We start from the raw sequence: 25,247 nt of genomic DNA on the forward strand, positions 1-25,247 counted from the left end.
TTTCTAAAGGATAAAGACAAGGTTTTAAACGCTATGGAATTGCCTTATTCCAACGCCAAACTGGAAGCTACCAATAATCTCATCAAAGTCATTAAAAGAAATGCCTTTGGTTTTAGGAACTTTGAAAACTTTAGAAAACGGATTTTGATTGCCTTGAACATAAAGAAAGAGAGAACCAATTTCGTCCTCTCTAGGTGTTAGCTTTTCATCTACCCACTACAGTTGACAAAGAGCCTGAAGAAAATGCATGTAACCATTTTCTTGTTACATGCATTTTTTCAATTTATTTTCATAGTTTTTACATTTAGTCATGAATAATTCCTCAAATTCAGACTAATTATAGCATAAATTTTTGCTAAAAAACTGTATAAAATATGAAAGTGAGTTTTCCGAAAACAAAATTTTCTTCATGCGTTTGGCGTGCAGAAAAAGGTAGTGAGAAAGAGCTCGACTGGTCAAAAAAGAGTTCACCTCACTTCCAAACAGTAGGTTCGGGCTACTATGGTCACTTTCTTATTTTTAGGTGACTAGCTGAAACAGTTCCCTGAACTGTTTCACTCCACTGGACTATTTTGACACAAACTTCGTTTGTTTTATTTCCTCACTCAAACAGTCACTACTCTGACTGTTTGACCTCCCACCCCCGTACAGCTCCAACTGTCTGGGAGACAGTTGGAGGTTGGAAATGAAGCGAACTCCGTTTGCAACAATAGTAAAGGTCAGATTTGGAGTGTGAAACACAAATTGCTGAGATTTGCTTTGCAAATCTTATCTCCAACCTTTTTACCTCGCTTTTTCATTTTTAGGCTCAGTCTGAAACAGTTCCCCGAACTGTTTCACTCCACTGGACTGTTAAAGCCAATCAACCACTGCGCTGAGATGTTGACATGAACTCTGAGTAATGGCCGCTGGGCTTTTTACCCAGCTTCTTTTGAATTATTGTCCGCTATCTGATGTAGTGGTCGAAGTGCTCGTACTTGTAGTGGAAGTTGAAGTTGTTGAACTTTCACTACTTGAAGTTGACGATGCAACTGAAACATATAAGGTTACAGTTCCCTCAATGGTTGAACCCGCTGCAGGATATTGACTAACTACAATATCACTTGTCGTTGAATAGTAACTTCTATCTTCTTGTTTTTCGATATTGGCAACTTTAACACCGAGTGCCTGCAAATGGCTACTTGCTTCAGAATATGTCAATTGACCTGAGGTCAGGTCTGGCATAACTATTGCTTTACCTTTTGAGACTACCAAACTGATTGCAGAACCCTTTTCAAGTTCTGTATGGGCAATCGGATCTGTACTGATAACATGTCCTGACTCAACTGAATCACTAAATTCTTGTGTAATAGTTCCAACATAGAATCCAGAAGCTTGTAAAATCTGGCTAGCAGAATCTTGAGTTTTTCCAACTACATCTGGAACTAGTTGAGGTGCAACTCCATTAGAAACATATAGTGTCACACTACTTTCTTTTTCAACTGAAGCATTGGCTTGGGGATTTGTTTTTATCACTAAACCTTTGCTAACTGATTCACTATACTCTTCTTTTACTGTAACTTTTAAACCTAGATTTTCAAGTTCCTGCTTTGCAGTTTCAGAATCCATTCCGTTCAAATCAGGTATAGAAACCAAAGCGGCTGACGCAACGACAATGTCAATTTTACTACCTTGACGTCGACTAGTTCCCGCTCCTGGCTTAGTTCGAACAACAGTTCCTTCGGCAACTTCATTCGTAGCTTCTTCAGTAATTGAGCCAACTTCTAAACCAGATACTTCAATCATTTCGACTGCCTTATCACGAGTCTGACCTACAACATCCGGAACTGTTACTGTTCGGGGGGAGTTGAAAAATATCAGCACTATCGCAATAACAGTTAATAAAATTGCCCCTGCCAATACCTTATACCTAGTTCGTATTCTATGTTTGGGTTTCGTTACTGGTTTAGCAGTCTGCTTAGCTTTCTCATTCTTATCATTGCTTCCCTTATTTGTAGCTTTACGAACTGCGTCTGCAGCCAAAGGTGACTTAGACTCTACATTAGCCTGAGAAAGTTTTGGCAAGGTCTTTGTATCAATTTTATTCCCCTCCAAAACAACACGTGGCTCATCTTTGCGTTCTACTGACAGAGCTGAAGCCAAATCTGCGTACATTTCAGCAACCGACTTATACCGTTCATTCAATTTCTTAGCGGTCGCTTTTAGCACAACATTTTCCAATGCCTGAGGAACATTTGCATTTTCTTCTCGAACAGAAGGAATCGGTTTTTGAAAATGCTGTAGTGCAATGGTCACAGCGCTATCCCCATCGTATGGAATTCGACCGGTCAACATCTCGAAAAGAATAATCCCCATCGCATAGATATCACTTTGAATAGTTGCTTTTGAACCACGCGCCTGCTCCGGAGAAAGATAGTGAACGGAACCCAACATTGAGTTGGTTTGAGTTAAACTAGTCTCTGCAAAGGCTACTGCAATACCAAAATCCGTAACTTTTGCTATCCCATTTGAAGTCAAAATGACATTCTGAGGCTTCAAATCTCGATGGACAATACCTCGGGTATGCGCCATACGCATGGCAAGTAAAATTTGTCCCATAATACGTACCGCAACATCATTGGATAACGGGGCGTTTTCTTTAATATATCGTTTTAAATCAAGGCCATTGACATATTCCATTGCCAGATACTGTTGACCATCTTCCTCGCCAATATCTGAAATGCGAACAATATTAGGATGATCTAGTTCAGCCATAGCACGCGCTTCGCGTTGGAAACGCTGGATAGCAATTTGATCTGTTTGGTAGTTTGTCCGCAGAACCTTGACCGCGACTTCCTCTCCATCTAAAATCAAATCTCTTGCTAGGTAAACATCTGCCATACCGCCTCGACCAATTTGCCGAACGATTCGATACCGACCGGCAAAGATCTTACCGATTTGAATCATTACCTAGCCTCCTCCGTAATGTGAAGCAAACCTACTGTAATATTATCTAGACCGCCTGCATTATTTGCAAAACGTACAAGTGTTTCTACCTTGCTTTCAATGGAAACATCACTCAATACAATATCACGAATGTCCTCGGTTGGTACCATATTTGTCAATCCATCACTATTAATTAGGATATAGTCTCCAACTTCAAGAGTTTTCAAAGCAATATCTGGTTCAATTGGCTCAGCTTGACCGATTGATTGTGTCACGATATTTTTTTGAGGATGACGTTGCGCTTCTTCTTCTGTAAGCTGACCAGCTCGAACAAGGGCACCTACCAGCGAATGGTCGTTAGTTAGACGTGTATATTCGCCATCTCTAATCAATCCAACTCGTGAATCTCCAACATGGGCATAGATCATTTGGTTGTCGATGACAACAACTGCTTCAAGCGTTGTTCCCATCCCCTTGTATTCTTCTGTCTGTCCAAGTTCATGAATCTTTTGGTTTTCAGCGTCAATGATGGCAACCATCCACTCACGAACTTCGTTTAAAGTCACTAATTGGGTATCAACCCAAGCAGCCCCTAAATCTGTCGCTGCCATCTCACTGGCAATATGGCCCGCACGATGACCACCCATTCCATCAGCCAATACGACTAAATCAATACCTGCTCTGTTTTTATAGCGGTTAATATAATCTTGGTTGTTCGAACGTTTTTGTCCAACATCAGTTAATAATGCAATTTCCATACTTTTTTCGTTGCTAAGCAACTTCCTCCTCTTACTTCTAAAATTTCCTTCTAAATTGACCGATGAAAAATCCATCAGTCTGGTATTGTTCCGGTGTAATCAACAAGCACCCATCTACCATTATATCCTTTTTGGGGTGTTCTAATGTTACCTGTTCAAAATTGGGATGCTTAAGCAAAAACTCTTGAATAACCTCTTGGTTTTCCTTTTTAATAATCGTACAAGTGCTATAGGTCATTATACCACCGATTTTCAAGCTTTGACAAACACTTTCCAGTATCTGCAACTGGATAGTCTTTAGAGAATCAAAGTCCATGGCTGCCTTGTTATATCGAATATCTGGCTTACGGCGGATGAGTCCAATACCTGAACAAGGAGCGTCTACCAATATCTTATCAAAGGTATCAGGTCCAAATGTTTCATGAACACGACTGGCGTCCAGACGTTTGGTCTCAATCTTATCTTCTAGACCTAAACGAAGTGCGTTTTCTTCAATCAGGTTTAGTTTATGATCATATAAATCCAACGCATAAACTTTTCCATCCGTAAGATAGCTTGCCATATGACAGGTCTTTCCACCTGGAGCTGCACAGGCATCCAAGATGATTTCATTCCCTTGAATATCCAAAGTTGGCGCCACTAATTGACTGGTTTCATCTTGAATGGTGATGAGCCCTTCCCTAAAATAATCTGTCCCCGCAAAGTGTCCATGGGATTTAACTAGACCGACAGGCGATAACTGAGAGCGTTGGGCATCTAACTCCTCTGCCAATTGCTCCACTCGTTGACCATCCGTCACACGTACGCTGGCCTTATTCCGATCATGTAAGCTTTGGAAAATCTTCTCTGCACGTTCATCGCCATATTCTGCAATCAAGGTTTGGACCAACCAAACTGGCACAGAATACTGAACGGATAGACGTTTGTTCTTTCGTTTGATTTCTGCAGGATTGGGCAAGGTCGATTGGCTCATTTTACGCAAAATAGCGTTGACAAACTTGTCAGTACCAGGCTTTCGCTTGGCAATATTAACTGCCTCATTGACAACTGCGTGGGGGGGCAATTTGTCCAAATATACCAACTGGTAGAGGCTCAACATGAGGAGATAGTAGACCCAAGTGTCCAACTTTTCCCTATCTTCGATAAAATGTGCCAAATACCACTCTAGGGTAATTTTACGAGAGACTGTCCCATAGACCAACTCGGTCGCCAAGCCCTTGTCCTGTGCTGATAAAGGAGAAGATTCTAGGGCCTTATTGAGTGCGATATTGGAATAAGCTCCTTGATCAAATACTTGTTCCAATACAGATAAGGCTAGACTTCTTGCTGTTTCATGTTTATTGATCACCAAATTGATCTCCTACTGCAATATCTCGACCTGCACCATTTAAAAAGTCTGCAATGGTCATTTTTGGCTTACCAGCTGGCTGGACAGTTTTCAGAGAAAGTGCTCCCTGACCTGTCGCAATGACCAATTCTTTCTTGCTTCGAGCAATAACCCGACCGACTGGTCCTTCACCTTCTGTTTCTACAGCTTCTTGAATTTTAAACCGTTCCCCTTGCCAATAGGTGTGGGCAACTGGCCACGGATACATACCACGAATGTGATTAAATAGTTGACGAGCTGTCTTATTCCAATCCAGTACCTCTTCTTCTGGCTGAATATTTGGTGAGAAGGTTACCTGTTCTGGATTTTGAGCGACTGGTTTCAAGTCACCAGCAATATAGGCTGGTAAGGTTTGTAATAATAAATCCCTACCAACAACAGCCAACTTTTCAAACAAGGTGCCGACATTGTCACTTTCTTCAATAGCAATGCTATCGCTGGAAATCATGTCGCCGGCATCCATCTCCTTGACCATTTCCATGATGGTTACTCCGGCACGTTCATCACCGTTAATCAAGGCATAATGGATAGGGGCACCACCACGGTATTTAGGAAGAAGAGAAGCATGAACATTGACTGCAAAGTCAACTGAGTTCAATAATTTGGTTGGTAGGAATTGCCCAAAAGCTGCTGTTACAATCCCATCTGCTCCTAAATTCATCAGCTCATCTAGTTCTTGGCTACCAGATAGCTTTTCAGGTTGATAGACTGGTAATTGGTATTCCAAGGCTACTTCTTTCACAGGTGTCATTTGAATGACTTTTTTTCGTCCAACAGCTCGGTCTGGCTGGGTGACAACAGCAAGGATTTCATACTGGTCATCCGCCAAAAGTCCTTTTAAGACTGTCGCTGAAAATGCTGGTGTTCCCATAAAAATCAACTTGGTCATACTTGCTTTCTCATCTCCTTTACGTGATTCTTACAAATTCTATTATCCCTTAATTATACCATTTTTGCTTATTTTTTCCTTAATTAAGGGTATATCAGCCGAATAAAATAAAAAAATGCAAGGTCTCTCACGACCTCACATCAGATTCTGTGGTTCATTGTCAATAATCAGCCGCAAATCTTGATTTTCTCTCTCCTGTGTCCAATCCAAAATCTGGTTCAAGACTTCTTCCAAACGGTCTTCATGCCGGTATTTCAAGATAATCTGGTAGTGGTAGAGATTATGGGTTCTGGCAATGGGCTTGGGCGTCGGTCCCAGGATTTGAATTGAATCTGTTAAGTGTTGACGTAGAAAGGCTACAGTTTCATAGGCTTTTTTCACGACAAATTCTTCCGACTTGTGCGAAAAGGTTAAGCCAACTGTAAAATAGTAAGGTGGATAGCCAAGATTTTTCCGGATGCCCATCTCATAGCGATAGAAACCTTCATAATCCTGCTCTTTGGCAAAGGCAATGGCATAATGATTGGGGTTATAGGTCTGAATCAGGACTTCCCCTTCTTTGTCAGCCCGTCCAGCCCGACCGGCTACCTGAGTAAGCAACTGGAAGGTCCGCTCAGAAGAACGGAAATCAGGCAAATTGAGAGCCGTATCAGCATTGAGCACCCCAACCAGCGTCACATTTGGAAAATCCAAGCCCTTGGCAATCATCTGGGTTCCCAGAAGAATATCCGCTTCGCCTTGACCAAACCGTTCGAGCAAGTCCTCATGAGTACCTTTTTTCTTGGTAGTATCCACATCCATACGCAATATTCTAGCTTCTGGCAAGAGCTCCTGCAATTCATCGTAGGCCTTTTGCGTACCCGTCCCATAATAACGAATGGAACGACTTTGACAGTTTGGACAGGTCTGAGGAATCCCCTTTTGAAAACCGCAGTAGTGGCAATTCATCGTCTTTGTGTCCATATGGAGCGTCAGGGAAATATCACAGTTGGGACACTGATCAACACTCCCACAATCACGACACATGACAAAAGAAGAATAGCCTCGGCGGTTTAACATAAGGACAACTTGTTCATTGCGGTCTAGCTTTTCTTTAATCTTATCAATTAAAACAGGCGTAAAATTACTAGCCTCCTGCTGACCGATATAATCACGGAAATCCACAACTTCCACTTCTGGAATTCGAGCCAAGGGATTAGCCCTCTGGTTAAGAGTCAGTCTTCCATAGACTCCTCGACTAGCCCGAGCCCGTGTTTCAAGACTTGGCGTAGCAGAACCCAAGACCAGGGTCGCTCGATTATAATCAGCCCGCAACTTTGCCACATCACGCGCATGGTAGCGTGGATTGCTGTCCTGCTTGTAGGTCGCCTCATGCTCTTCATCAATAATGATAACACCTAAGTTTGTCAATGGTGCAAAAATAGCTGATCGAGCCCCGACAACTACTTGGGCATTCCCCGCCTCAATCTTGCGCCACTCGTCATACTTCTCGCCGTCAGACAAGCCCGAATGCAAAATAGCAACCTGCTGACCAAATCGAGAAATAAAACGATTGGTCATCTGAGGGGTCAAGGAAATTTCAGGCACCAGCATAATGGCCGTTTTCCCCATTTTTAAAACCCGATCAATGACCTGGAGATAAACCTCCGTCTTCCCAGAACCTGTCACTCCTTGCAGTAAAAATGTCTGACTCTCCTGACCGATAGAGGCCACAATCTCACGAACCGCAATCGCCTGCTCTGGATTCAAATCCAAGGCCTGCGTTTTTTTCACCTTATCAAAAACACCCTGAGTCCGCGACACTTCCTCTTCCCAGATTTCTATATAGCCATTTTCTTGGAAATAGCGGAGCGTATCAGCTGAATAGTCCGATTTTAGGTTTGAAAGGAGCTGGTCTTCCGAGTGTTCCAGAAGAAATTCCCTTAATTGCTGGCGTTTCTTGGCTCGATTGCTAATGTCTGCTTTTCGTAATTTCTCCAGACAAACCCGGTACCATTTTTCAGTTTTGATTTGCTTCTTATCCTTGGCCACATAGTCTACCAATATTTTTCCTGACTGGGCCAGACGCATGATTTTCCCTTGCTCTGTCACGTCCAAGTCAGAAAAACGAATCTGGTCCTTATCACCAAATAGACTAATCTGCTCTGCCATTTCCAAACCAAGCCCTGGACGGAGCAATTTGTCATAGGTCGAATTGAGCAAGCTGGGCAACATGGATTTTAAGAGGGTAATTTTATAGGAGAAGACCGACTTCCTCATCTGGTCTGCCAACCAAAATTGCTCTTGATTGAGAACGGGGCTATAGTCCAAAACTTCGGCAAGCTCTTTCAAGTCTTGTAGCTTATTTTCGTCATCTTCATCAATCAAGTCAACTACAATCCCTTGAATCAGCCGATTTCCCTTACCAAAGGGTACATGGACACGCACGCCAACCTTGAGCCCCTCTTCCAACTCAGCTGGAACGCGATAGGAATAAGCTTGATCTGTCTGCATCAAAGGGACGTCTACAATAACCTGTGCTAACATACTGCCTCCTTTCTGTAAATATTCTATCAATCCGTAAGTGAAAAGAAACCCGGATGGTAATCCCAACCGAGTTTTTTATTAAATCTTTTCGCCTTCTTCTTTTTCTTTAGCGATTTGTTCTTTGATTTTCTTCTCTTCTTCTTCCGCCAAACGTTTAGCCTCTTCAGCACGGCGACGAACTGCCTCACGTTTTGCTTCTGGGTCTGGGTGGATAACCACATTACCAGATTCAATTTCTTCCAAGGCACGAAGGGTTGATTTTACAGAAGTAAATTCTTGAGTTGGTTTTGCTCCCGCTTCTAATTCATGGGCACGTTTGGCCTCAAGAATAACCAATGAGTACTTAGATGGTACCTTATCCAACAAGGTATCAATAGATGGCTTCAACATCATAATAGGATTCTCTCTACTTTCTATAAAGGTTCTGTTACTTGTTTACATCACGAATCATTTCATCATAGCGTCCGATCACACGGTCCACTCGGAAATGCTCCGCTTCGATAATGCGTTTCACACGTTCAGCTGCCAATGGAACTTCATCATTGACAACCGCATAGTCATACTCACGCATCAAGGCAATTTCTTCCTTGGCACGTTCGATACGCTGGGCAATGACTTCCTCGCTATCCGTTCCTCGACCAACTAAGCGATCTTGTAGTTCTTCCAAATCTGGTGGCGTCAAGAAGATAAAGACACCGTCTGGAACCTTTTTCTTAACTTGAAGAGCACCTTGAACTTCAATTTCTAAGAAAACATCAATTCCCCTATCAAGCGTTTCGTTGACATAGGTCAAAGGAGTTCCATAGTAATTGCCAACGTACTCAGCATATTCCAACATCTGCCCTTGACGAATCAAGTCTTCAAATTCCTCACGGCTACGGAAGAAATAATCCACTCCGTCTACTTCACCAGGTCTTTGTGGGCGTGTCGTCATCGACACTGAATATTCAAATTTGTTATCCGAACTTTCAAAAATTTCCTTTCGAACCGTTCCCTTCCCAACTCCCGACGGGCCGGAAAATACAATGAGTAAGCCTCGCTCTTTCATGATATCTCCTTTAAAATCTTTCATTCTAGTGTAACAAAAATCCCTAGGAATTTCAACTGATTTTAAATGAGCAAGATATTTTTTCAAAAAGAAAGAGGAGCTAGTCTAGCCCCCCCCTAACTTATTTGGCAACATCGGTTGCCCTTGTTTCACGGATGACAGTAATTTTGATATTTCCTGGATAATCCAAGTTATTTTCGATTTTCTCACGGACATCGTGGGCCAAGATAGTAATTTGATCATCTGAAATCTTATTCGGATGAACAATAATTCGTACTTCTCGACCTGCTTGAATAGCATAGGATTGTTTAATCCCGTCAAAGCTATTGGCAATTCCTTCCAAGTCTTGTAGACGCTTGATGTAGGCCTCCATAGACTCACGGCGTGAACCTGGACGAGCCGCACTCAAGGCATCCGCAGCTGCTACAATAACGGCAATGGTACTTGTCGGTTCTACATCGCCGTGGTGGCTGGCAATCGTGTTAACCACAATCGGATGCTCCTTGTACTTCTTAGCCAATTCTGTACCAATTTCAACGTGGCTACCATCCACCTCACGGTCGATTGCCTTACCAATATCGTGGAGGAAACCTGCACGGCGAGCCAAATTGACATTTTCGCCCAACTCAGCAGCGAGCACTCCAGCTAATTTGGCAACTTCAATCGAGTGACGAAGTACATTCTGACCATAAGAAGTACGGAAATGCAAACGTCCCATAATCTTGATCAAATCTGGGTGAAGGTTTGGTGCACCAACTTCGTAAGCAGCAGCCTCACCATATTCACGGATGCGATTATCCATTTCCACACGGTGTTTTTCAACCAATTCCTCAATACGAGCCGGATGAATCCGACCATCTTGAAGCAAGGTTTCCATAGTCATGCGAGCAATTTCACGACGAATTGGGTCAAACCCTGATAAGACAACGACTTCTGGCGTGTCATCAATGATAACATCAATACCAGTCAAGCTTTCAAAGGTACGAATGTTACGTCCTTCGCGTCCGATAATCCGACCTTTCATGGCATCATCTGGCAGGTGAACAGAGGTAATAGTCTGCTCAGCTACATATTCACCTGAAATCCGTTGCATAGCCTGGGCCAACAGGTCCTTGGCCATCTTGTCCGAACGCTCTTTGACCTCACGTTCAGCATCTCGGATTTGGGTTGCGATTTCATGCGTTAACTTGTCGCGAGTATCGGTCAAGATAATATCCTTAGCCTCTTCTTGACTGAGTGCTGCTACACGTTCTAATTCGAGAGCTTTTTGCTCTTCCAACTTAGCAACCTCTTGCTCACGCTCATCAATGTGTTTAGATTTATCAGTTAGACTTTGTTCTTTCTGCTCCAAAGTCTTTTCTTTATTGGTCAAATTGTCATCTTTTCGATCCAAATTGCTGGCACGTTCGGTTAAACGCACTTCAATCTGTTTCAACTCCTGACGCTCTGACTTAAATTCTTCTGCGATTTCTTCTCGGTACTTACGAGCCTCCTCCTTAGCTTCCAAGAGTAATTCTTTTTTCAAGGTCTGACGGTCACGCTCAGCTGTCTTCAAAATAGCTTCTGCTTCTTCTTCCGCACGACCACGAACATTACTTGCTTCTTGTTCTGCATTTAAAAGGGTTAATTCTGCAGTTTCTTTTGCAGATTTCATCTTCAAAGAAATGGCAAAGTAGCCAATTACTAAACCAATGAGAGCAGAAACAAGAGCCACTACAAATGCAATGATTCCCATATTTCTACCTCTTTTTTTAAAATTCGATTTTCACAAAATCTGTTTCTATTTTATCATAATTGAACCGATTTCACAATTCCAAATCGACAAATATGTTATAATAAATTCATTAAATAGTTTGGAGGAACACATGAAAAAAGAAGTTACCGTTGAAAGTTTTGAATTGGACCACACCATTGTTAAGGCACCCTATGTCCGCTTGATTTCAGAAGAAGTTGGTCCAAAAGGGGATATTATTACAAACTTTGATATCCGACTTATCCAACCCAATGAAAATGCCATGGATACAGCTGGTCTGCATACTATCGAGCATCTCTTGGCAAAACTCATCCGTCAGCGTATTGATGGCCTGATTGATTGCTCACCATTCGGCTGTCGAACTGGCTTCCATATGATCATGTGGGGCAAGCAAGACCCTGCAGAAATTGCTCAAGTCATCAAGGCAAGTTTGGAAGAAATCGCAGATGGAATTACTTGGGAGGATGTCCCTGGAACAACCATTGAATCCTGTGGAAACTACAAGGACCACAGCCTACATTCAGCTAAAGAATGGGCAAAATTGATTGTTTCACAAGGTATTTCAAGCGATGCCTTTGAAAGAAAACCAATTTAAATATTGGACACAAAAAAAGCGGTCAAGCCGCTTTTTTGTTTTGCTTAGTAATCCAAGGCATCTGAGTTGCCAGCACCATTACCAACAAAATAACCTGTCTTACAGTTGATTGAGAAGAGGTAGGTTCCATCTGGTTTAAACATATTGTAGTAACCATTGCCATTTATAATGTTAACTTTTTCCAAAATGTATTGGTTACCTGTGATGTAGCCACGTTGTTGTGAAATAGCAACAATATTTTCCAAGATTCCTGGAGTAAATATCCATGCTTCATTATTCACATCATCGATTTTTGCTTGATCGTATGGTACGCGACTACGATCACGTTGAAGGGTAACACCAGCCGAAACAGGAATGCCATAAGAAGTTGAGGAACCAGTAACCACGCCAGTTGAGGCATCACTAGCCACCGTTACTTCTGTGGAAGTGCTAGCCCCCGTGTCCGTTGAAGCAACTTGGGTACTGTCTGATGTTGCCTCTGTAGTAACTGCAGAACCAGCTGCAACTTCTTGTTGAGAACGTCCAAAATTGACGACAGATGCTAATAAACTATCCACTGAGCTAATCCCTGTATTGGTAGCAGTAAGACTCGCATCTGCTTTGGCAGTGGCTGTCGTATCAATTTCTCCGTCTACAATAACCTCTTTATCAAATTGACCATTGATAGCCTGGATAGCCGCAATTGCTTTTTCTAAGTTATCGTACTTCTCCTTGGCAGTTTGATAACTTTCTGACTTTGTATCAATTTTATCTAACAAGGCTTTGAGCTCCGACAATTTACCAAACTCGGAATTCTTCAATTTCGTTAAGCTTGAATCTGTGAAAAAGCTTGAGTAGAGTTGTTCAAACGCCGTTACATTTGCATCTGTCGAGCTCGATGATGTTGAAGTGGATTGACTTGTAGTTGAGGTAGTACTTGTGTTGGAGTTGGAGTTATTTATAGAGTTCATCCACATCAATGCAGTAGCAACTGAACCAATGAGTAAGAGACCTGCTGCAGACCAAAAAATCATCTTTTTCTTACGATCTTTTGCGGCTTCCTCGGCCTGTCCCCAATCGTCATCAGCTACGTCTTCTATCTGCTCATCCAAAGGTTCAACAATTTCCGAAAATTCAATTTTATCACCCTGAGCAACTACATTAGAGTCAAGAGACTTCTCGATTGATCCAACTGGTGGAGTCACACTACCTTTTTCAGCAGTTGATAACAATTCCATCGCTGAAATTGGCTTTAATCGGTCTTCCTCATTTGGACGATCCCGATGTTCAGCTTCAATTTCCTCCTCTTCTGCTGGGGTTGACTCAACTAACGGTAAATGAATAGACTTCGTTTCGAATTTTTGCGCTTCAATTTCCTCTCGATGTTGTTTAATATACCGATCTAACAATCCGTCATCATCTGTCACTCCAGCTTCAATTTCTTTATGTTTCCGAACGGCCTCACCAATTGTCAATTCTTTCGCATCCTCAAAATCCAATACTCTCTCGTCATCTTGAGGCACATTTTTATTATTTTTTTCTACCACAACTTACTCCTATTACTGTTCTGTTACTATTTCTCTTTTAACACGCTGACCAAAAAATTGATACAAGTCAACTTTTAAGGTACCATTATATAATTTGCGTTTTTTATCAGCCTGCTGACCAAAGCGTTTTTCAAACTGTTCATCACTTGTTAAAATAAATTTTGACCAAGTTTTCAACGGCTCAAAGGTCTGACCCATCTCACGATAAAGTGTTATGATCGCATCATCATCCAATAAACATTCACCATAAGGTGGATTAGAAATAATAACACCATTAATTTTATCCGTTCGTAAATCTTGAACACGCATTTGTTTGAAAACAATATCTTGGTCAACACCGGCCGCAAAAGCATTTTTCTTAGCAATTTCCACCATTCGAGCATCAATATCAGATCCAGCAATATCTAAGACCAAATCTGTTTTTATCGCTGCTTGGGCTTTTTTTCGTAAATCCGCGACCAATTGGTCATCAACCCACGGCCATTCTTCAAATGCGAAATCACGTTTCAAACCAGGTGCAATATTCTTGGCCAACATGGCAGCTTCAATACAAAAAGTCCCTGAACCACAGGTCGGATCAATCAAGGGCTTATCTGGATACCAGTTTGACAACTGCAATATGGCCGCCGCCATATTTTCTTTAATCGGAGCTCCACCTTTTTCAACCCGGTAACCACGTTTGAACAAGCTAGAACCAGTTGTATCAATCATGACCGTTGCAATATCTTTTAAAATAGACACTTCAATCTTGAACTCTACTCCAACTTCTTGCAATGGAACCCCTTCTGGACGAGAAAAGTGTTTTTGCAATTTCTTAACTACTGCTTTTTTAGAAATAGCTTGGACACTTGGTTCATTATGCAGTTTCGATTTAACACATTTTGCTTTTGAAATAGGAAATTTACAACCAAGTGGTAGGTAATTTTCCCAATCCAATCCAAAGACACCTTGAAACAATTCTTCAAAAGTCTTTGCTGAAAACTGCCCTACAATAATTTTAATTCGGTCAGCTGAACGAAGCCAAAGATTGGTTTCGATAATAGATTTCACATCTCCTTGAAATCGAACACGACCATTTTCAACTTGGCAATCATAGCCAAGATTACGAATTTCACGACCAACAACTGCCTCCAAGCCAGCTGCAGCTGTCGCTATCAATTCAAACTGTTTTTTCATCATTTTCCTCTACAATAAAAGCTAGCAAAGCTAGCTACCTATTTTATGCAATTTTCTATAAGCCATGTTTTGTTCCGGTGATACTAGGTTCTACCACCTTCGATAATCATCTGTCTACCGCTTTCACAGTCAGGATATTCGTTCATTTCCGTCTATCCCATGCCCCGACCAAAGTTTGGGTTGCTAGCTTGAGGGGTTTACCGCGTTCCACTTTTCAGGTTTCCCTGAAAACTTCGTCACTGTGGCACTTTCAGGCCTAATAGAACGTATCCGAAGACTTAGCCCGTTCGACCGCCGTAACGCCAAAAGACGTCCCTAGGCTTATGGATTCGCCTAGCACAAACACTACTGACATCTCAGTCAGTGCTAGCATGGACTTTCCTCATGATAGAATCCTACCACGCGATTATCCAAAAATTGCACATTTACCTATTGTTTAATCCTGAACGATTTGTTTCCCAAAAACTTCCTTCTCTAATCGATTTAATCGACGAAGAATATCAAAATTTGTAGCTGATTGAGGACGCTCTGCCACAAGTGCATCTCGTTGTTCTTCAATTTCTGCCGTTTTCGTTCCACTTGCTACTTTCGCTTTTAAACGAGCAATTTCAGCTTTTAACTCCTTTATAATTGCTTCATAAGCATCATAATCTTTCATAATATCATCAAGAAAATCGTTTACTTCATCTTGGTCATATCCACGAAATCCGATTTTGAAATCTTGCTCAAAAATATCTTTAGTTGTAAATTTAATACTGGCCATCTCTCTCTCCCTAATCTAAAACGTCACTAGTCCTATTATATTAAAAAAAATAGGGAAAAATCAAGTCAAATTACTCGGAATTTGAAAAATTTTCAGCTACCTCGTTAAGGTCTTCAAAGGTAAGCGTTTTTTTATTATATCCTTCTTTTTTTAAGATCAGATGATACAGATATTTCAAATTTGTTTCATTTTCAGGATCGTAAAATAAATATGCCTCATCTGTATTTTCAATTAAAAATTGATTATAATCTCTAAACTGACCAGCATGTTCAAAATACGGGTAAGCAAACTTAACAAAATCAACTTGTTTAAAGCGACTGAGTTTTTCCTGACTTGCATCGCTCCACTGTTCACCATGATTTTCAAAAGGAAATATGGTCGCAATCTTTAAATCATATCCTTCCGATTTCAACTCTTCCAAAACCTCTAAACACCAGTACTCAAATCCTAGTTGTCCTGTCAGGACAAACCATGTTGTACCGCTCTCCAAGTATCGAACAAGATCCCTTCGAATCGCTGCTTTAATAATTATTAAACGTGGGTCTTTTTCTGAAAAAATTCCCAAATCAATATGTCTATACCCTGTTATCAATAAGCTCTTAGTATCCATTTCTTGTACTCTTTTCTCTAATTATGGTATAATATGCTGATATTTATTTTATCAAGAAGGAGTTCTATGGTCAATTATCCCCATAAGGTATCCAAAAAAATCAATAGAACCAGTTCTGTTCCAGCTCAACAGGTAAATTTTGCAAATCGTGGAATGACTTTTGAAGCGGCTATCAACGATAGCAATCACTATTATTTAGCGCATGAAATCGCGGTGATCCATAAAAAACCGACCCCTGTGCAGATTGTCAAAGTTGACTACCCAAAACGAAGTCGTGCGAAAATTATCGAGGCCTATTTTAGACAGGCATCAACTACAGACTACTCTGGTGTTTTTAAGAGTCGGTATATCGATTTCGAAGCTAAAGAAACACGGCAAAAGGCATCTATGCCCATGAAAAACTTTCATGAGCATCAAATTGAGCATATGAAACAGGTTGTTAAACAAGGTGGCATTTGTTTTGTCCTTCTTCACTTTTCAACTTTGAAGGAAACCTATCTTTTACCCGCCACTCCCCTCATTCATTTCTATCAAATAGATAAAGGGAGCAAGTCCATGCCCTTGGCATACATTAAAGAACACGGCTTTGAGATAAAAATGGGAAGCTTTCCAAGCATCCCTTATCTAGATATTGTTGAAAAAAAATTATTAGGTGGTGACTCTTTTGAAAACTACAACTATTAAAAAGGCTCTTCTAATTGCCTCAAATATCTTACTTTCTGGAGCTATCTTAGCTATCATTGCAGGCTCCTTATTAACTGTCTATTATATATCGACAGCACCAAAACTATCCGAAGAATCCTTAACCGCTACAGTTTCCAGTAAAATTTACGACAAGAACGGAAACCTAATTGCGGATTTAGGAGCAGAAAAAAGATCAAACGCATCGATAGAGGAAATTCCTACTGATTTAGTAAACGCCATCGTTGCAATCGAAGATCAACGATTCTTTAACCACCGTGGTGTTGACGTGATTCGTATTGCTGGATCTTTAGTAAATAATCTGACTGGTGGCAGACTTCAAGGAGGTTCTACATTAGATCAGCAGTTCATAAAGTTGACTTACTTTTCAACATCCGTTCAGGACCAAAATATCAAACGGAAAATTCAAGAAGCTTGGTTAGCCTTGCAGCTAGAACGTAGAAATACCAAACAGGAAATATTAACTTACTACATCAATAAAGTAAATATGTCCAATGGGAATTATGGAATGAAGACAGCTGCTAATGCATTCTTTGGTAAGGAACTGAAAGATTTAACTCTTCCTCAATTAGCCTTACTTGCAGGTATGCCACAAGCTCCAAATCAATATGATCCATATACATATCCTGAAGAAGCAAAAAATCGTCGCGATATGGTACTGGCTGAAATGCTTGAAGAAAAGTATATTGATAATTCTCAATATGAGCAAGCCGTATTAACGCCCGTGACTGATGGTTTACAACCTTTATCAAATACCGCTGCTTACCCAGACTACATGGATAATTATATAAAACAAGTTATTGAAGAAGTTGAAACCAAAACTGGTTATAATCTTATGACAACAGGCATGGATGTTTATACAAATGTAGACCCCGCAGCACAGCAAGAACTATGGAACATCTACAACACTGATTGGTATGTCAATTATCCTGATGATCTTCTCCAAGTTGCTTCAACTGTAATTGACGTTTCCAATGGTAAAGTGGTCGCTCAGTTGGGAGGCAGAAAGCAAGAATCAAATGTCTCATTGGGAATAAACCAAGCAGTTGAGACTAACCGAGACTTTGGTTCCACAATGAAACCAATTACAGACTATGCTCCTGCACTGGAAAATGGCGTTTTCACTTCAACTGCAGATACAGTTGTTGATGCTCCATATAACTACCCAGGAACAACTACTCCTGTTAATAACTGGGATAGACAATATTATGGAACAATTGACTTGAAAACAGCTATGTTATATTCACGAAATACCACAGCTGTAAAAGCACTTGAGGCCACTGGTCTTGACAAAGCTCTCACGTTTTTGAATAAAATGGGAATTGATTATCCTGAAATGCACTATTCTAATGCCATTTCAAGTAATACTTCTGATTCAGACCGTAAATATGGGGCAAGTAGTGAAAAAATGGCCGCTGCCTTTGCTTCATTTGCCAATGGTGGAACTTACTACGCTCCACAATATGTCAATAAAATTGAATTCTCAGATGGTACTGTAACAGAATTTGCTCCTGAGGGAACAAGAGTAATGACAGAAGAGACTGCTTTCATGATGACAAATATTATGAAATCTGTTATGACTTCGGGATATGGACTTAATGCTTCTGTAAGAGGTATTCCAATGGCCGGAAAAACTGGTACTTCTAACTATACAGATTCAGAAACTACTACAATTCTCTCAAATATACCTGAGGCGAATTACAGTTCCATTGTTGTACCTGACGAAAACTTTGTTGGATATTCTAATCAATACGCAATGGCTGTATGGACAGGGTACACAAATCGAATGACTCCAGTATTAGATAACGGTATGCGTGTAGCGTCGGATGTCTATCGAAGCATGATGACTTATATGCACTCTGACTATAGCGCTACTGATTGGGAAATGCCGAGTGGATTGGTCCAATATGGTTCAAATTACTATCTTAAAGGTAGTAAATCTCTTTCCAATTTCAATAACTCAACAAGTTCCACAACTTATTATTATTATTATGACAACACTCAAAATGGTCAATCGGAAGATAATCAAACAGAGACTTCTGTTTCAACTGAAGCTTCTAGCCAAACTACCGATGAATCAAATACATCTGGAAGTTCAACAAATTCAGAGACAGCTTCAAGTGAAAGCTCAAACATTAACAGATCTGTTGGAACAGAGACATCTTCATCGAATCAATCAAATGGTCAATAATATACGAGAGAGACTGGGTCAGCCAGCCTCTCTTTTGTTTTCATCCGAATTCGATGGCAACTAAATACATCGGAAGGTATGCATCTCAGTAATACTCCAAATTTCAACTAATTTTCCCTTCAAAACATTTTATGACTATTGCTTATAGAATAGCATTAGCTAAAAATTTTTCCACTTTCTAAAAAATATGGTATGATAAAGCTATGAAACCTGAAGTATTTTATAAGACCTTGGCGGACCAAGGCATTCAACTAACTGATCGGCAAAAACAACAATTTCACCGCTACTTTCAACTTTTAGTGGAGTGGAATGAAAAAATCAATTTGACAGCCATTACAGAAGAAGAAGATGTTTATCTCAAGCATTTTTATGACTCTATCGCTCCCATTCTGCAAGGGCATATTCAAAACGAACCCCTCCGCCTACTAGACATCGGAGCTGGTGCCGGTTTTCCAAGTTTGCCTATGAAAATCATTTATCCTCAATTAGATGTGACTATCATTGACTCTCTCAACAAGCGAATTAATTTCTTACATTTGTTGGCTGAGGATTTGGGTTTGGAGAATGTTCATTTCTATCATGGGCGGGCTGAAGATTTTGCCCAAGACAAGCAATTTCGCGCCAAATTTGATCTTGTCACCGCTCGGGCAGTTGCACGTATGCAAATCTTATCAGAATTGACCATTCCATACTTAAAACTCAATGGTAAACTTATTGCCCTCAAAGCCTCTAGCGCTGAGGACGAATTGGCTCAAGCTAAGAACGCCTTGACTCTCCTTTTTGGTAAGGTCATTGAAAACGTTGACTATCAATTGCCAAACGGCGATCCACGCACACTAACCATTGTGGAAAAGAAAAAGGAAACTCCCAATAAGTTTCCACGTAAGGCTGGTATGCCTAATAAACGACCGCTATAAAAGGAGTTTCGACTGAAACTCCTTTTTCTATCTCCATGGGTTATAAAAACGACCACCGTTTACAACGAACAGACCGATTGTAATTAGAACTAGAACTACAATAAGGGCTAGAACAAGATAATCTACCCTTTGCAGAGCTTGGTAGGTGTACCATGTCCGTTTTTTATTTTTCCCGAAGCGACGCAGCTCCATAGCCGTTGAAATGGTATCAATCCGCTCTAAAGAACTAAAGATCAAGGGAATGACCAGTGCTAGATTCCCCTTGATCCTATCCATTAGCTTGCCCTTCTGTGATAACTCTAAACCACGCGCTTCCTGGGACATCCGAATGGTATAGAATTCCTCCTGAATATCCGGAATGTACCGCATGGTCAAACTAACCGCATAGGCAACCTTATAGGAAACACCAATCTGATTTAAACTTGAAGCAAATTGGCTTGGGTGAGTAGTCATCAAAAAGACAAGAGCTAGGGGTACTGTACAAAAATACTTCAGTAGTAAATTGACAAGATAAAAGAGTTGCTGACTAGTCAAGGAATAGGGCCCCAAACCAGAGATCAAAACCGTCTCTGCACCATAGAGCTCCACTCCGTATCTTGGAGCAAAAAGATGCACCATCAAAGCGTTAAGCAAGGCAAAGACAATGGTCAACAACAAGACCAAGGAAACATCCTTATAACGAATGCCAGACAATTTAAACAAGGAAAGCGAAAATAGAGCAATAAAGGCAATCAATCGTGTATCGTAGGTCACCATTGCAAGAATGGTCACAATCAAGAAAAATAAGAGCTTACTCACAGCAGACAAATCATAAATAAAGCCTGTTCCCTTATGATAACCAATTAAATGTTGTTGACTCATTGCCCCCTCCTTTCTGCTTGCATGTAAAACGAAGTCAATTCTAGTGGGTTAACGCCTAAACGTTCTGCCAAGTGGAATATGGATGTTTCTTTCAAATTAGCCTCTTCTATGACTTGTGCATCTGACAAGATTTCAGCAGGACTAGCATCCGCAATAATCTGTCCATCCACCACAACAATAGCCCTATCCGAGTAATCCAACATCAACTGCATGTCATGGGTAATCATCACAATGGTGTGCCCCTGGGCATTTAGTTGGTCCAAGAAGTCCATCATTTCCTGATAGTGACGTTGGTCCTGACCCGCCGTAGGCTCATCTAATAGGATAATCTCAGGATTGAGCACCAAGATAGAAGCTATGGTTACCCGCTTCTTCTGACCATAGGACAGGGCTGAAATCGGCCATTTGCGGTACTGGTACAAACCACAGACCTCTAAAATCTTAAAGACCCTGGCTTCAATTTCCTTCTCAGCCACTCCCCTCATTCGCAAGCCAAGGGCCACTTCATCAAATATCATGGTCTGACTGATCATCTGATTTGGATTCTGAAGGACATAGCCAATCCGCTCAGCCCTCTCCTTGACAGAATCATCCTTGATCGATTGCCCCTGCCACAGTATTTCCCCATCGGGTTGAATAAAGGCACACAAGGCCTTGGCCAAGGTTGATTTTCCTGCACCATTTTTCCCGACAATGGCCAAACGCTCACCCTTATGTATCTTCAAATGGATATCTGAGAGAATAACCCTATCCGAATAGGCGAATTGTACATTGCGGGCTTCAAGCAAAACCTCCTTTTCCACTTCGTCCAAGTTGACCTCAGGGAGTTTGCATATCGCTAATGGTTTCAAATCAATATCCCAGACAGAAGAGAGCTGGGCCGCTGTTTGGATGGGATAACCCAAGGCTCGTAAGGTGGAAATATAGAGCGGCTCACGGATGCCATTTTCTTTGAGAAGACTGGTCTGCAGGAGCTGATCTGGATGACCATTAAACAACATCCGCCCTTCGTTTATCAGTACAATCCTATCTACCTGACGATAGAGGACATCTTCCAAGCGGTGTTCAATAATAATAGTCGTCGTTCCCTCTTGTGCATGCAAGCGATCAATCAAGTCAATGGTATCCTGTCCAGATTTTGGATCCAAATTGGCCAAGGGTTCATCGAATAGCAAAATCGGACTTTCATCGATTAGGACCCCCGCAAGACTGACCCGTTGCTTCTGACCTCCTGAGAGATCCTGAGGACGATGGTCCAACAGTTCTTTTAAGTCCAATCGTTCTGCCCAGTCATGAACTCTCTCCTTCATGGTCACCAAGGTTTCCATGTCATTTTCCAAGGCAAAAGCCAAATCTTCTGCTACAGAAAGCCCAATAAACTGACCATCCGTATCTTGCAAAACGGTGCTGACCATAAGAGATTTTTGGTAAATAGACTGGTCAAAGGCAGGGACCCCCATCAGTTCAAAATCCCCTGTATGGGTTCCCTTATGAATGGCAGGGATAATCCCATTCAAGACCTGACCGAGAGTGGACTTGCCTGAACCAGATGGTCCAATAATCAGCACCTTCTCTCCTTCATAAATGGTCAAATCAATACCGTGTAAGGTCGCATCCGTCTGCGCATTGTATTTAAAGGAAAAATTCTTGAATTCGATGACTTTTTTCATAATTCCTATTATATCAAAATCCAGCATGAAAAAAAGGAAGAATCCTCAGATTCTCCCAATCCATGAGCTATGACGAACGATTAAAGGGGACGCTTCTTCGTGAACTACTTATTTCTATTCATTCGGATTAGCTTGGAAAATACTGGTTAACTCTTTCGTTCCTAGCTCCCACCAAGCAACAGCCAACACAGCAAAAGAAAAGAAAAGAAACATTGCACTGATTTCTCAATGCAATGTTTCTTTTATTAGGCATTTGCTGGAGCCAAGGTTTCCCCAATCGCTTCCAAGCGTTCTGCCCATTCTTGACGGGTCAAGCCGTTTTCAGTGATGTAACGGTTGCGCTCGTGAGCACGGCATTCTGCTGAGCAACCACGAACATACTTGTGCTCGTTTTCTTCTGACATAAGGGTGCGGCGGTTACAGAATGGGTTGCCACAGTTGACATAGCGTTCACATGGTGTACCATCGAACCAGTCCTTACCAACAACAACTGGATCTACATGGTTGACATCAACCGCGATACGTTCGTCAAAGACATACATCTTACCATCCCATAGTTCACCACGAACTTCTGGATCTTTACCATAGGTTGCGATACCACCGTGCAACTGACCGACATCCTTGTAACCTTCACGAACCATCCAGCCTGAGAATTTCTCACAGCGAACACCACCAGTACAGTAAACAACCACGCGCTTGTCCATGAATTTTTCTTTGTTATCACGAACCCATTGTGGCAACTCACGGAAGTTGCGGATGTCTGGGCGGATGGCACCACGGAAGTGACCAAGGTCGTACTCGTAGTCATTACGGGTATCCAAAACAACTGTATCTTCGTCCAAGAGAGCTTCTTTGAACTCTTTTGGTGACAGGTAGGCACCTGTTGTTACAAGTGGGTCAATGTCACTGTCGAAGTCGTTGTCTTCCAAACCAAGGTGAACAATTTCTTTCTTATAACGAACATGCATTTTCTTGAAAGCTTGCTCATTTTCTTCATCAATCTTGAACCACAAATCACTGAACAATGGATTAGCATGAACATAGTCCATGTATTTTTGAGTTGTTTCGTAGTCACCAGAAACAGTACCGTTGATTCCCTCATCAGCAATCAAGATACGTCCTTTTAGTCCGATAGACTTACAGAAAGCCAAGTGCTCTGCAGCATACTCTTTGGCATTTTCAATTGGAACATACTTATAGTATAACAATACGCGAATGTCTTTTGACATGATTTCTCCTTCTCAATCTTTGCAATAGATGATAGAATTTTGACTTTTCTAGTCAAAGCTACCTTCCATTATATCGCTTACACCGTCAAAAAACAAAAATCTGAACCGGAAATTTGAGTGTCCTTATGGAAGAATCACTTCTATTTATCCAGTTCAGATTTTAATTGTTCCAACTTTTCAAGTGTTTCTTTTTCAACTAACTGACCAACCTTTCGCTTATGTCTTTTAGCTATATTTTTCCTCCACTTATCTTCAATCGGATCTGATGATTTAACGACGACCTTTTCGATCTCTTTCTTTTCCTCTTGCCATTCGACACCTGTTAGCACTCTTTGCCAATAGTAAATCAAACCAGAAGTTAAATACTTCTCTAATCCAAGTTCGATTCTACCCCAAAATGTCTTGGCTCTTCCATCTTCAACCACTCGATAGGTTCTTTGCAACTCAATTAATTGACTTTTATACCGTTCCCATTGCAGCATTGACTTGCTCGGTTTTTTCCGATAAAGCTGTCGTTTTTCTACCATTTCTAGTAAGGGCAAAACAAATCGACTCACCCTTATTTTTAAGGTCGATTTCGACAGTCTTATTGAGGTGAGTAAGCCAGATGCTAGCAAGCGTTCGACTTCCCTGGCTTGATTGTCAGGAAATCGATATTGAACCAAGCAGTCATCCTCTTCCTCCATCAGCAAGCGTACTTCAAATTTCTCTTTTTGCCAGCTAGCAAAAATAGTCTTATTTTCTTCCCATACTCTCTGAAGAAATTTTAATATATAATATCTCTGCTTACTAAGTTCATACCAAGAACCATCCTGATATAAAAATTTCCGAATAGCCCCCTTCATGTAAAATTCACCATGAAAATCATAGAAAGTCGGTTGCTTATAAGTTGATTTTGAAGGGTGATTACTAACACGAAATACTTTATAGTAATAGTCATTCAGAAGGATACAGACATAAATAGATTGGGTTGTCTCAGATTGATACGTGTAAAGCACTTCTTCACCCGGGTTTAGAATCGAATGAATAATTGGTTGCAAGGATTCTTCTGTCCATTCCATGCGAATCACCTCCTAAACTTTCTCTTTTTGTATTATTATATCATAATATAAGTTATGAAATAAAAAAATAACCTCAAAAAATTTTGAGGTTAGTATGATTTAATCTTTTGACAAACTACCTGTTTTAGTTTGCGAACGAGCATATACTCCAAGAAGGATTGTACCAGCAATGGCTATTGTAATGCTATTGACAATTCCTGCTACCAAGCCTTGAGTGAAAACCTTATTGGCAGCTTCACTGTAAATGACAATATCCAAAACTGGAGCGATAATCCCCCATGCAATGACATTAGCTACAACTTGAAAAATATTGAAAACCAAAATATCTTTCCCTTCAAAAATTCCTTCTTGAACACGAAGACGATTTTTGGCAAAACCTAGCACCAATCCAAAAACTGCTGAAGCTAGTACCCAAGACCACCAAGGTGATCCTCCTCTAAGTGCATCAATAAAAGCATGACCAATTAGTCCTACAAAGAAACCAACAATTGGACCAAAAACAATTGACAAGAGCGATTGAACCGCATATTGCAATTGAATATAGGTGTTCGGAACAAAGGTAGGAATGCTAATCAGCAAACCAATAACAACAAAGAGGGCAGCACCGATACCGGTCGCAACGACAGTTCTGATTGAATTATTTTTCATAAGTATCTCCTT

The 25,247-nt window shown here is 41.0% G+C and carries 22 protein-coding genes and 1 other RNA gene; 5 read left to right on the forward strand and 18 right to left on the reverse strand.

Annotation, left to right across the window (positions count from 1 at the left end):
- Positions 1–201: transposase (locus C1E99_RS12815; protein ID WP_161943210.1), on the forward strand; the 201-nt coding region annotated here is incomplete at its 5' end.
- Positions 202–936: 735 nt separating this feature from the next.
- Here C1E99_RS12815 and pknB read toward each other — a convergent pair.
- From pknB to C1E99_RS12860, 8 genes are all read right to left on the reverse strand, one after another.
- The gene (gene pknB / locus C1E99_RS12825; RefSeq protein ID WP_105207723.1) at positions 937–2,946 is read right to left on the reverse strand and encodes a Stk1 family PASTA domain-containing Ser/Thr kinase; all 2,010 of its coding nucleotides are present in this window, start codon (positions 2,944–2,946) and stop codon (positions 937–939) included.
- Positions 2,946–3,683 carry a Stp1/IreP family PP2C-type Ser/Thr phosphatase gene (locus C1E99_RS12830; protein ID WP_105106902.1) on the reverse strand — a complete coding sequence of 246 codons (738 nt, stop codon included), beginning with the start codon at positions 3,681–3,683 and terminating at the stop codon, positions 2,946–2,948. Before C1E99_RS12830 ends, pknB begins: the two co-directional genes overlap by 1 nt.
- Before the next feature lie 37 nt (positions 3,684–3,720).
- A complete protein-coding gene (rsmB, locus tag C1E99_RS12835) occupies positions 3,721–5,034 on the reverse strand; it encodes a 16S rRNA (cytosine(967)-C(5))-methyltransferase RsmB (RefSeq protein ID WP_105207724.1) in 1,314 nt (437 codons plus the stop codon).
- A complete protein-coding gene (gene fmt / locus C1E99_RS12840) occupies positions 5,021–5,959 on the reverse strand; it encodes a methionyl-tRNA formyltransferase (RefSeq protein WP_105207725.1) in 939 nt (312 codons plus the stop codon). The genes rsmB and fmt overlap by 14 nt, the downstream gene beginning before the upstream one ends.
- 135 nt (positions 5,960–6,094) lie before the next feature.
- Complete coding sequence (locus C1E99_RS12845) at positions 6,095–8,485, reverse strand: primosomal protein N' (protein WP_105207726.1); 2,391 nt, start codon at positions 8,483–8,485, stop codon at positions 6,095–6,097.
- A gap of 78 nt (positions 8,486–8,563) precedes the next feature.
- Positions 8,564–8,878 (reverse strand): DNA-directed RNA polymerase subunit omega, encoded by a 315-nt coding sequence (rpoZ, locus tag C1E99_RS12850; protein WP_004195201.1) that lies wholly within the window; start codon positions 8,876–8,878, stop codon positions 8,564–8,566.
- A gap of 34 nt (positions 8,879–8,912) precedes the next feature.
- Positions 8,913–9,533, reverse strand: a complete 621-nt coding sequence (gene gmk / locus C1E99_RS12855) for a guanylate kinase (protein ID WP_105106898.1) — start codon at positions 9,531–9,533, stop codon at positions 8,913–8,915.
- Positions 9,534–9,654: 121 nt separating this feature from the next.
- Entirely contained in the window at positions 9,655–11,268 is a 1,614-nt protein-coding gene (locus C1E99_RS12860) for a ribonuclease Y (RefSeq protein ID WP_105207727.1), read from the reverse strand.
- A 130-nt stretch (positions 11,269–11,398) separates the two neighbouring features.
- Between C1E99_RS12860 and C1E99_RS12865 the strand changes: the two genes are divergently transcribed.
- Positions 11,399–11,881, forward strand: coding sequence for an S-ribosylhomocysteine lyase (locus C1E99_RS12865; RefSeq protein WP_105207728.1), 483 nt, complete (start codon positions 11,399–11,401; stop codon positions 11,879–11,881).
- Positions 11,882–11,925: 44 nt separating this feature from the next.
- Here C1E99_RS12865 and C1E99_RS12870 read toward each other — a convergent pair whose 3' ends face one another.
- The 5 genes from C1E99_RS12870 to C1E99_RS12890 form a co-directional block, all read right to left on the reverse strand.
- A complete protein-coding gene (locus C1E99_RS12870) occupies positions 11,926–13,407 on the reverse strand; it encodes a cell division site-positioning protein MapZ family protein (RefSeq protein WP_105207729.1) in 1,482 nt (493 codons plus the stop codon).
- Positions 13,408–13,419: 12 nt separating this feature from the next.
- Positions 13,420–14,583, reverse strand: coding sequence for a THUMP domain-containing class I SAM-dependent RNA methyltransferase (locus tag C1E99_RS12875; protein ID WP_105207730.1), 1,164 nt, complete (start codon positions 14,581–14,583; stop codon positions 13,420–13,422).
- Between the two features lie 53 nt (positions 14,584–14,636).
- Positions 14,637–15,001: RNase P RNA component class B (gene rnpB, locus C1E99_RS12880), an RNA gene on the reverse strand.
- Positions 15,002–15,019: 18 nt separating this feature from the next.
- Complete coding sequence (gpsB, locus tag C1E99_RS12885) at positions 15,020–15,346, reverse strand: cell division regulator GpsB (RefSeq protein ID WP_105106893.1); 327 nt, start codon at positions 15,344–15,346, stop codon at positions 15,020–15,022.
- Between the two features lie 70 nt (positions 15,347–15,416).
- Positions 15,417–15,956, reverse strand: coding sequence for a DUF1273 domain-containing protein (locus C1E99_RS12890; protein ID WP_105207731.1), 540 nt, complete (start codon positions 15,954–15,956; stop codon positions 15,417–15,419).
- Between the two features lie 66 nt (positions 15,957–16,022).
- Here C1E99_RS12890 and recU point away from each other — a divergent pair, with 66 nt between their 5' ends.
- From recU to rsmG, 3 genes are all read left to right on the forward strand, one after another.
- On the forward strand, positions 16,023–16,640 hold the full coding sequence (gene recU / locus C1E99_RS12895; RefSeq protein WP_099831462.1) for a Holliday junction resolvase RecU: 618 nt from the start codon (positions 16,023–16,025) through the stop codon (positions 16,638–16,640).
- Positions 16,621–18,849 carry a penicillin-binding protein PBP1A gene (gene pbp1a / locus C1E99_RS12900; protein WP_161951214.1) on the forward strand — a complete coding sequence of 743 codons (2,229 nt, stop codon included), beginning with the start codon at positions 16,621–16,623 and terminating at the stop codon, positions 18,847–18,849. Before recU ends, pbp1a begins: the two co-directional genes overlap by 20 nt.
- Positions 18,850–19,052: 203 nt before the next feature.
- Entirely contained in the window at positions 19,053–19,766 is a 714-nt protein-coding gene (gene rsmG, locus C1E99_RS12905) for a 16S rRNA (guanine(527)-N(7))-methyltransferase RsmG (protein ID WP_105207733.1), read from the forward strand.
- Positions 19,767–19,793: 27 nt separating this feature from the next.
- Here rsmG and C1E99_RS12910 read toward each other — a convergent pair whose 3' ends face one another.
- The 5 genes from C1E99_RS12910 to C1E99_RS12930 all read right to left on the reverse strand — a co-directional run bounded on the left by C1E99_RS12910 (position 19,794) and on the right by C1E99_RS12930 (position 25,235).
- Complete coding sequence (locus C1E99_RS12910; protein ID WP_105106889.1) at positions 19,794–20,627, reverse strand: energy-coupling factor transporter transmembrane component T family protein; 834 nt, start codon at positions 20,625–20,627, stop codon at positions 19,794–19,796.
- Positions 20,624–22,297 carry an ABC transporter ATP-binding protein gene (locus C1E99_RS12915; RefSeq protein ID WP_105207734.1) on the reverse strand — a complete coding sequence of 558 codons (1,674 nt, stop codon included), beginning with the start codon at positions 22,295–22,297 and terminating at the stop codon, positions 20,624–20,626. The genes C1E99_RS12910 and C1E99_RS12915 overlap by 4 nt, the downstream gene beginning before the upstream one ends.
- 245 nt (positions 22,298–22,542) lie before the next feature.
- Positions 22,543–23,526, reverse strand: coding sequence for a rhodanese-related sulfurtransferase (locus tag C1E99_RS12920; RefSeq protein ID WP_105207735.1), 984 nt, complete (start codon positions 23,524–23,526; stop codon positions 22,543–22,545).
- A 140-nt stretch (positions 23,527–23,666) separates the two neighbouring features.
- Entirely contained in the window at positions 23,667–24,587 is a 921-nt protein-coding gene (locus tag C1E99_RS12925; RefSeq protein WP_105207736.1) for a hypothetical protein, read from the reverse strand.
- A gap of 99 nt (positions 24,588–24,686) precedes the next feature.
- Positions 24,687–25,235, reverse strand: coding sequence for an ECF-type riboflavin transporter substrate-binding protein (locus C1E99_RS12930; RefSeq protein WP_105106885.1), 549 nt, complete (start codon positions 25,233–25,235; stop codon positions 24,687–24,689).
- Positions 25,236–25,247: the final 12 nt, after the last annotated feature.

The organism is Streptococcus suis, assembly GCF_002964045.1.
GTDB lineage: Bacteria > Bacillota > Bacilli > Lactobacillales > Streptococcaceae > Streptococcus > Streptococcus suis_U.

Bases quoted from the DNA above. Each gene is read 5' to 3' on its own strand.
- C1E99_RS12830 (WP_105106902.1), bottom strand. From the start codon at position 3,683: ATGGAAATTGCATTATTAACTGATGTTGGACAAAAACGTTCGAACAAC.
- fmt (WP_105207725.1), bottom strand. From the start codon at position 5,959: ATGACCAAGTTGATTTTTATGGGAACACCAGCATTTTCAGCGACAGTC.
- recU (WP_099831462.1), top strand. From the start codon at position 16,023: ATGGTCAATTATCCCCATAAGGTATCCAAAAAAATCAATAGAACCAGT.
- C1E99_RS12920 (WP_105207735.1), bottom strand. From the start codon at position 23,526: ATGTCAAAAGACATTCGCGTATTGTTATACTATAAGTATGTTCCAATT.
- C1E99_RS12865 (WP_105207728.1), top strand. From the start codon at position 11,399: ATGAAAAAAGAAGTTACCGTTGAAAGTTTTGAATTGGACCACACCATT.
- C1E99_RS12845 (WP_105207726.1), bottom strand. From the start codon at position 8,485: ATGTTAGCACAGGTTATTGTAGACGTCCCTTTGATGCAGACAGATCAA.
- C1E99_RS12890 (WP_105207731.1), bottom strand. From the start codon at position 15,956: ATGGATACTAAGAGCTTATTGATAACAGGGTATAGACATATTGATTTG.
- C1E99_RS12910 (WP_105106889.1), bottom strand. From the start codon at position 20,627: ATGAGTCAACAACATTTAATTGGTTATCATAAGGGAACAGGCTTTATT.
- gpsB (WP_105106893.1), bottom strand. From the start codon at position 15,346: ATGGCCAGTATTAAATTTACAACTAAAGATATTTTTGAGCAAGATTTC.
- rpoZ (WP_004195201.1), bottom strand. From the start codon at position 8,878: ATGATGTTGAAGCCATCTATTGATACCTTGTTGGATAAGGTACCATCT.
- C1E99_RS12875 (WP_105207730.1), bottom strand. From the start codon at position 14,583: ATGAAAAAACAGTTTGAATTGATAGCGACAGCTGCAGCTGGCTTGGAG.
- pknB (WP_105207723.1), bottom strand. From the start codon at position 2,946: ATGATTCAAATCGGTAAGATCTTTGCCGGTCGGTATCGAATCGTTCGG.
- C1E99_RS12925 (WP_105207736.1), bottom strand. From the start codon at position 24,587: ATGGAATGGACAGAAGAATCCTTGCAACCAATTATTCATTCGATTCTA.
- C1E99_RS12915 (WP_105207734.1), bottom strand. From the start codon at position 22,297: ATGAAAAAAGTCATCGAATTCAAGAATTTTTCCTTTAAATACAATGCG.
- C1E99_RS12860 (WP_105207727.1), bottom strand. From the start codon at position 11,268: ATGGGAATCATTGCATTTGTAGTGGCTCTTGTTTCTGCTCTCATTGGT.
- C1E99_RS12930 (WP_105106885.1), bottom strand. From the start codon at position 25,235: ATGAAAAATAATTCAATCAGAACTGTCGTTGCGACCGGTATCGGTGCT.
- gmk (WP_105106898.1), bottom strand. From the start codon at position 9,533: ATGAAAGAGCGAGGCTTACTCATTGTATTTTCCGGCCCGTCGGGAGTT.
- rsmG (WP_105207733.1), top strand. From the start codon at position 19,053: ATGAAACCTGAAGTATTTTATAAGACCTTGGCGGACCAAGGCATTCAA.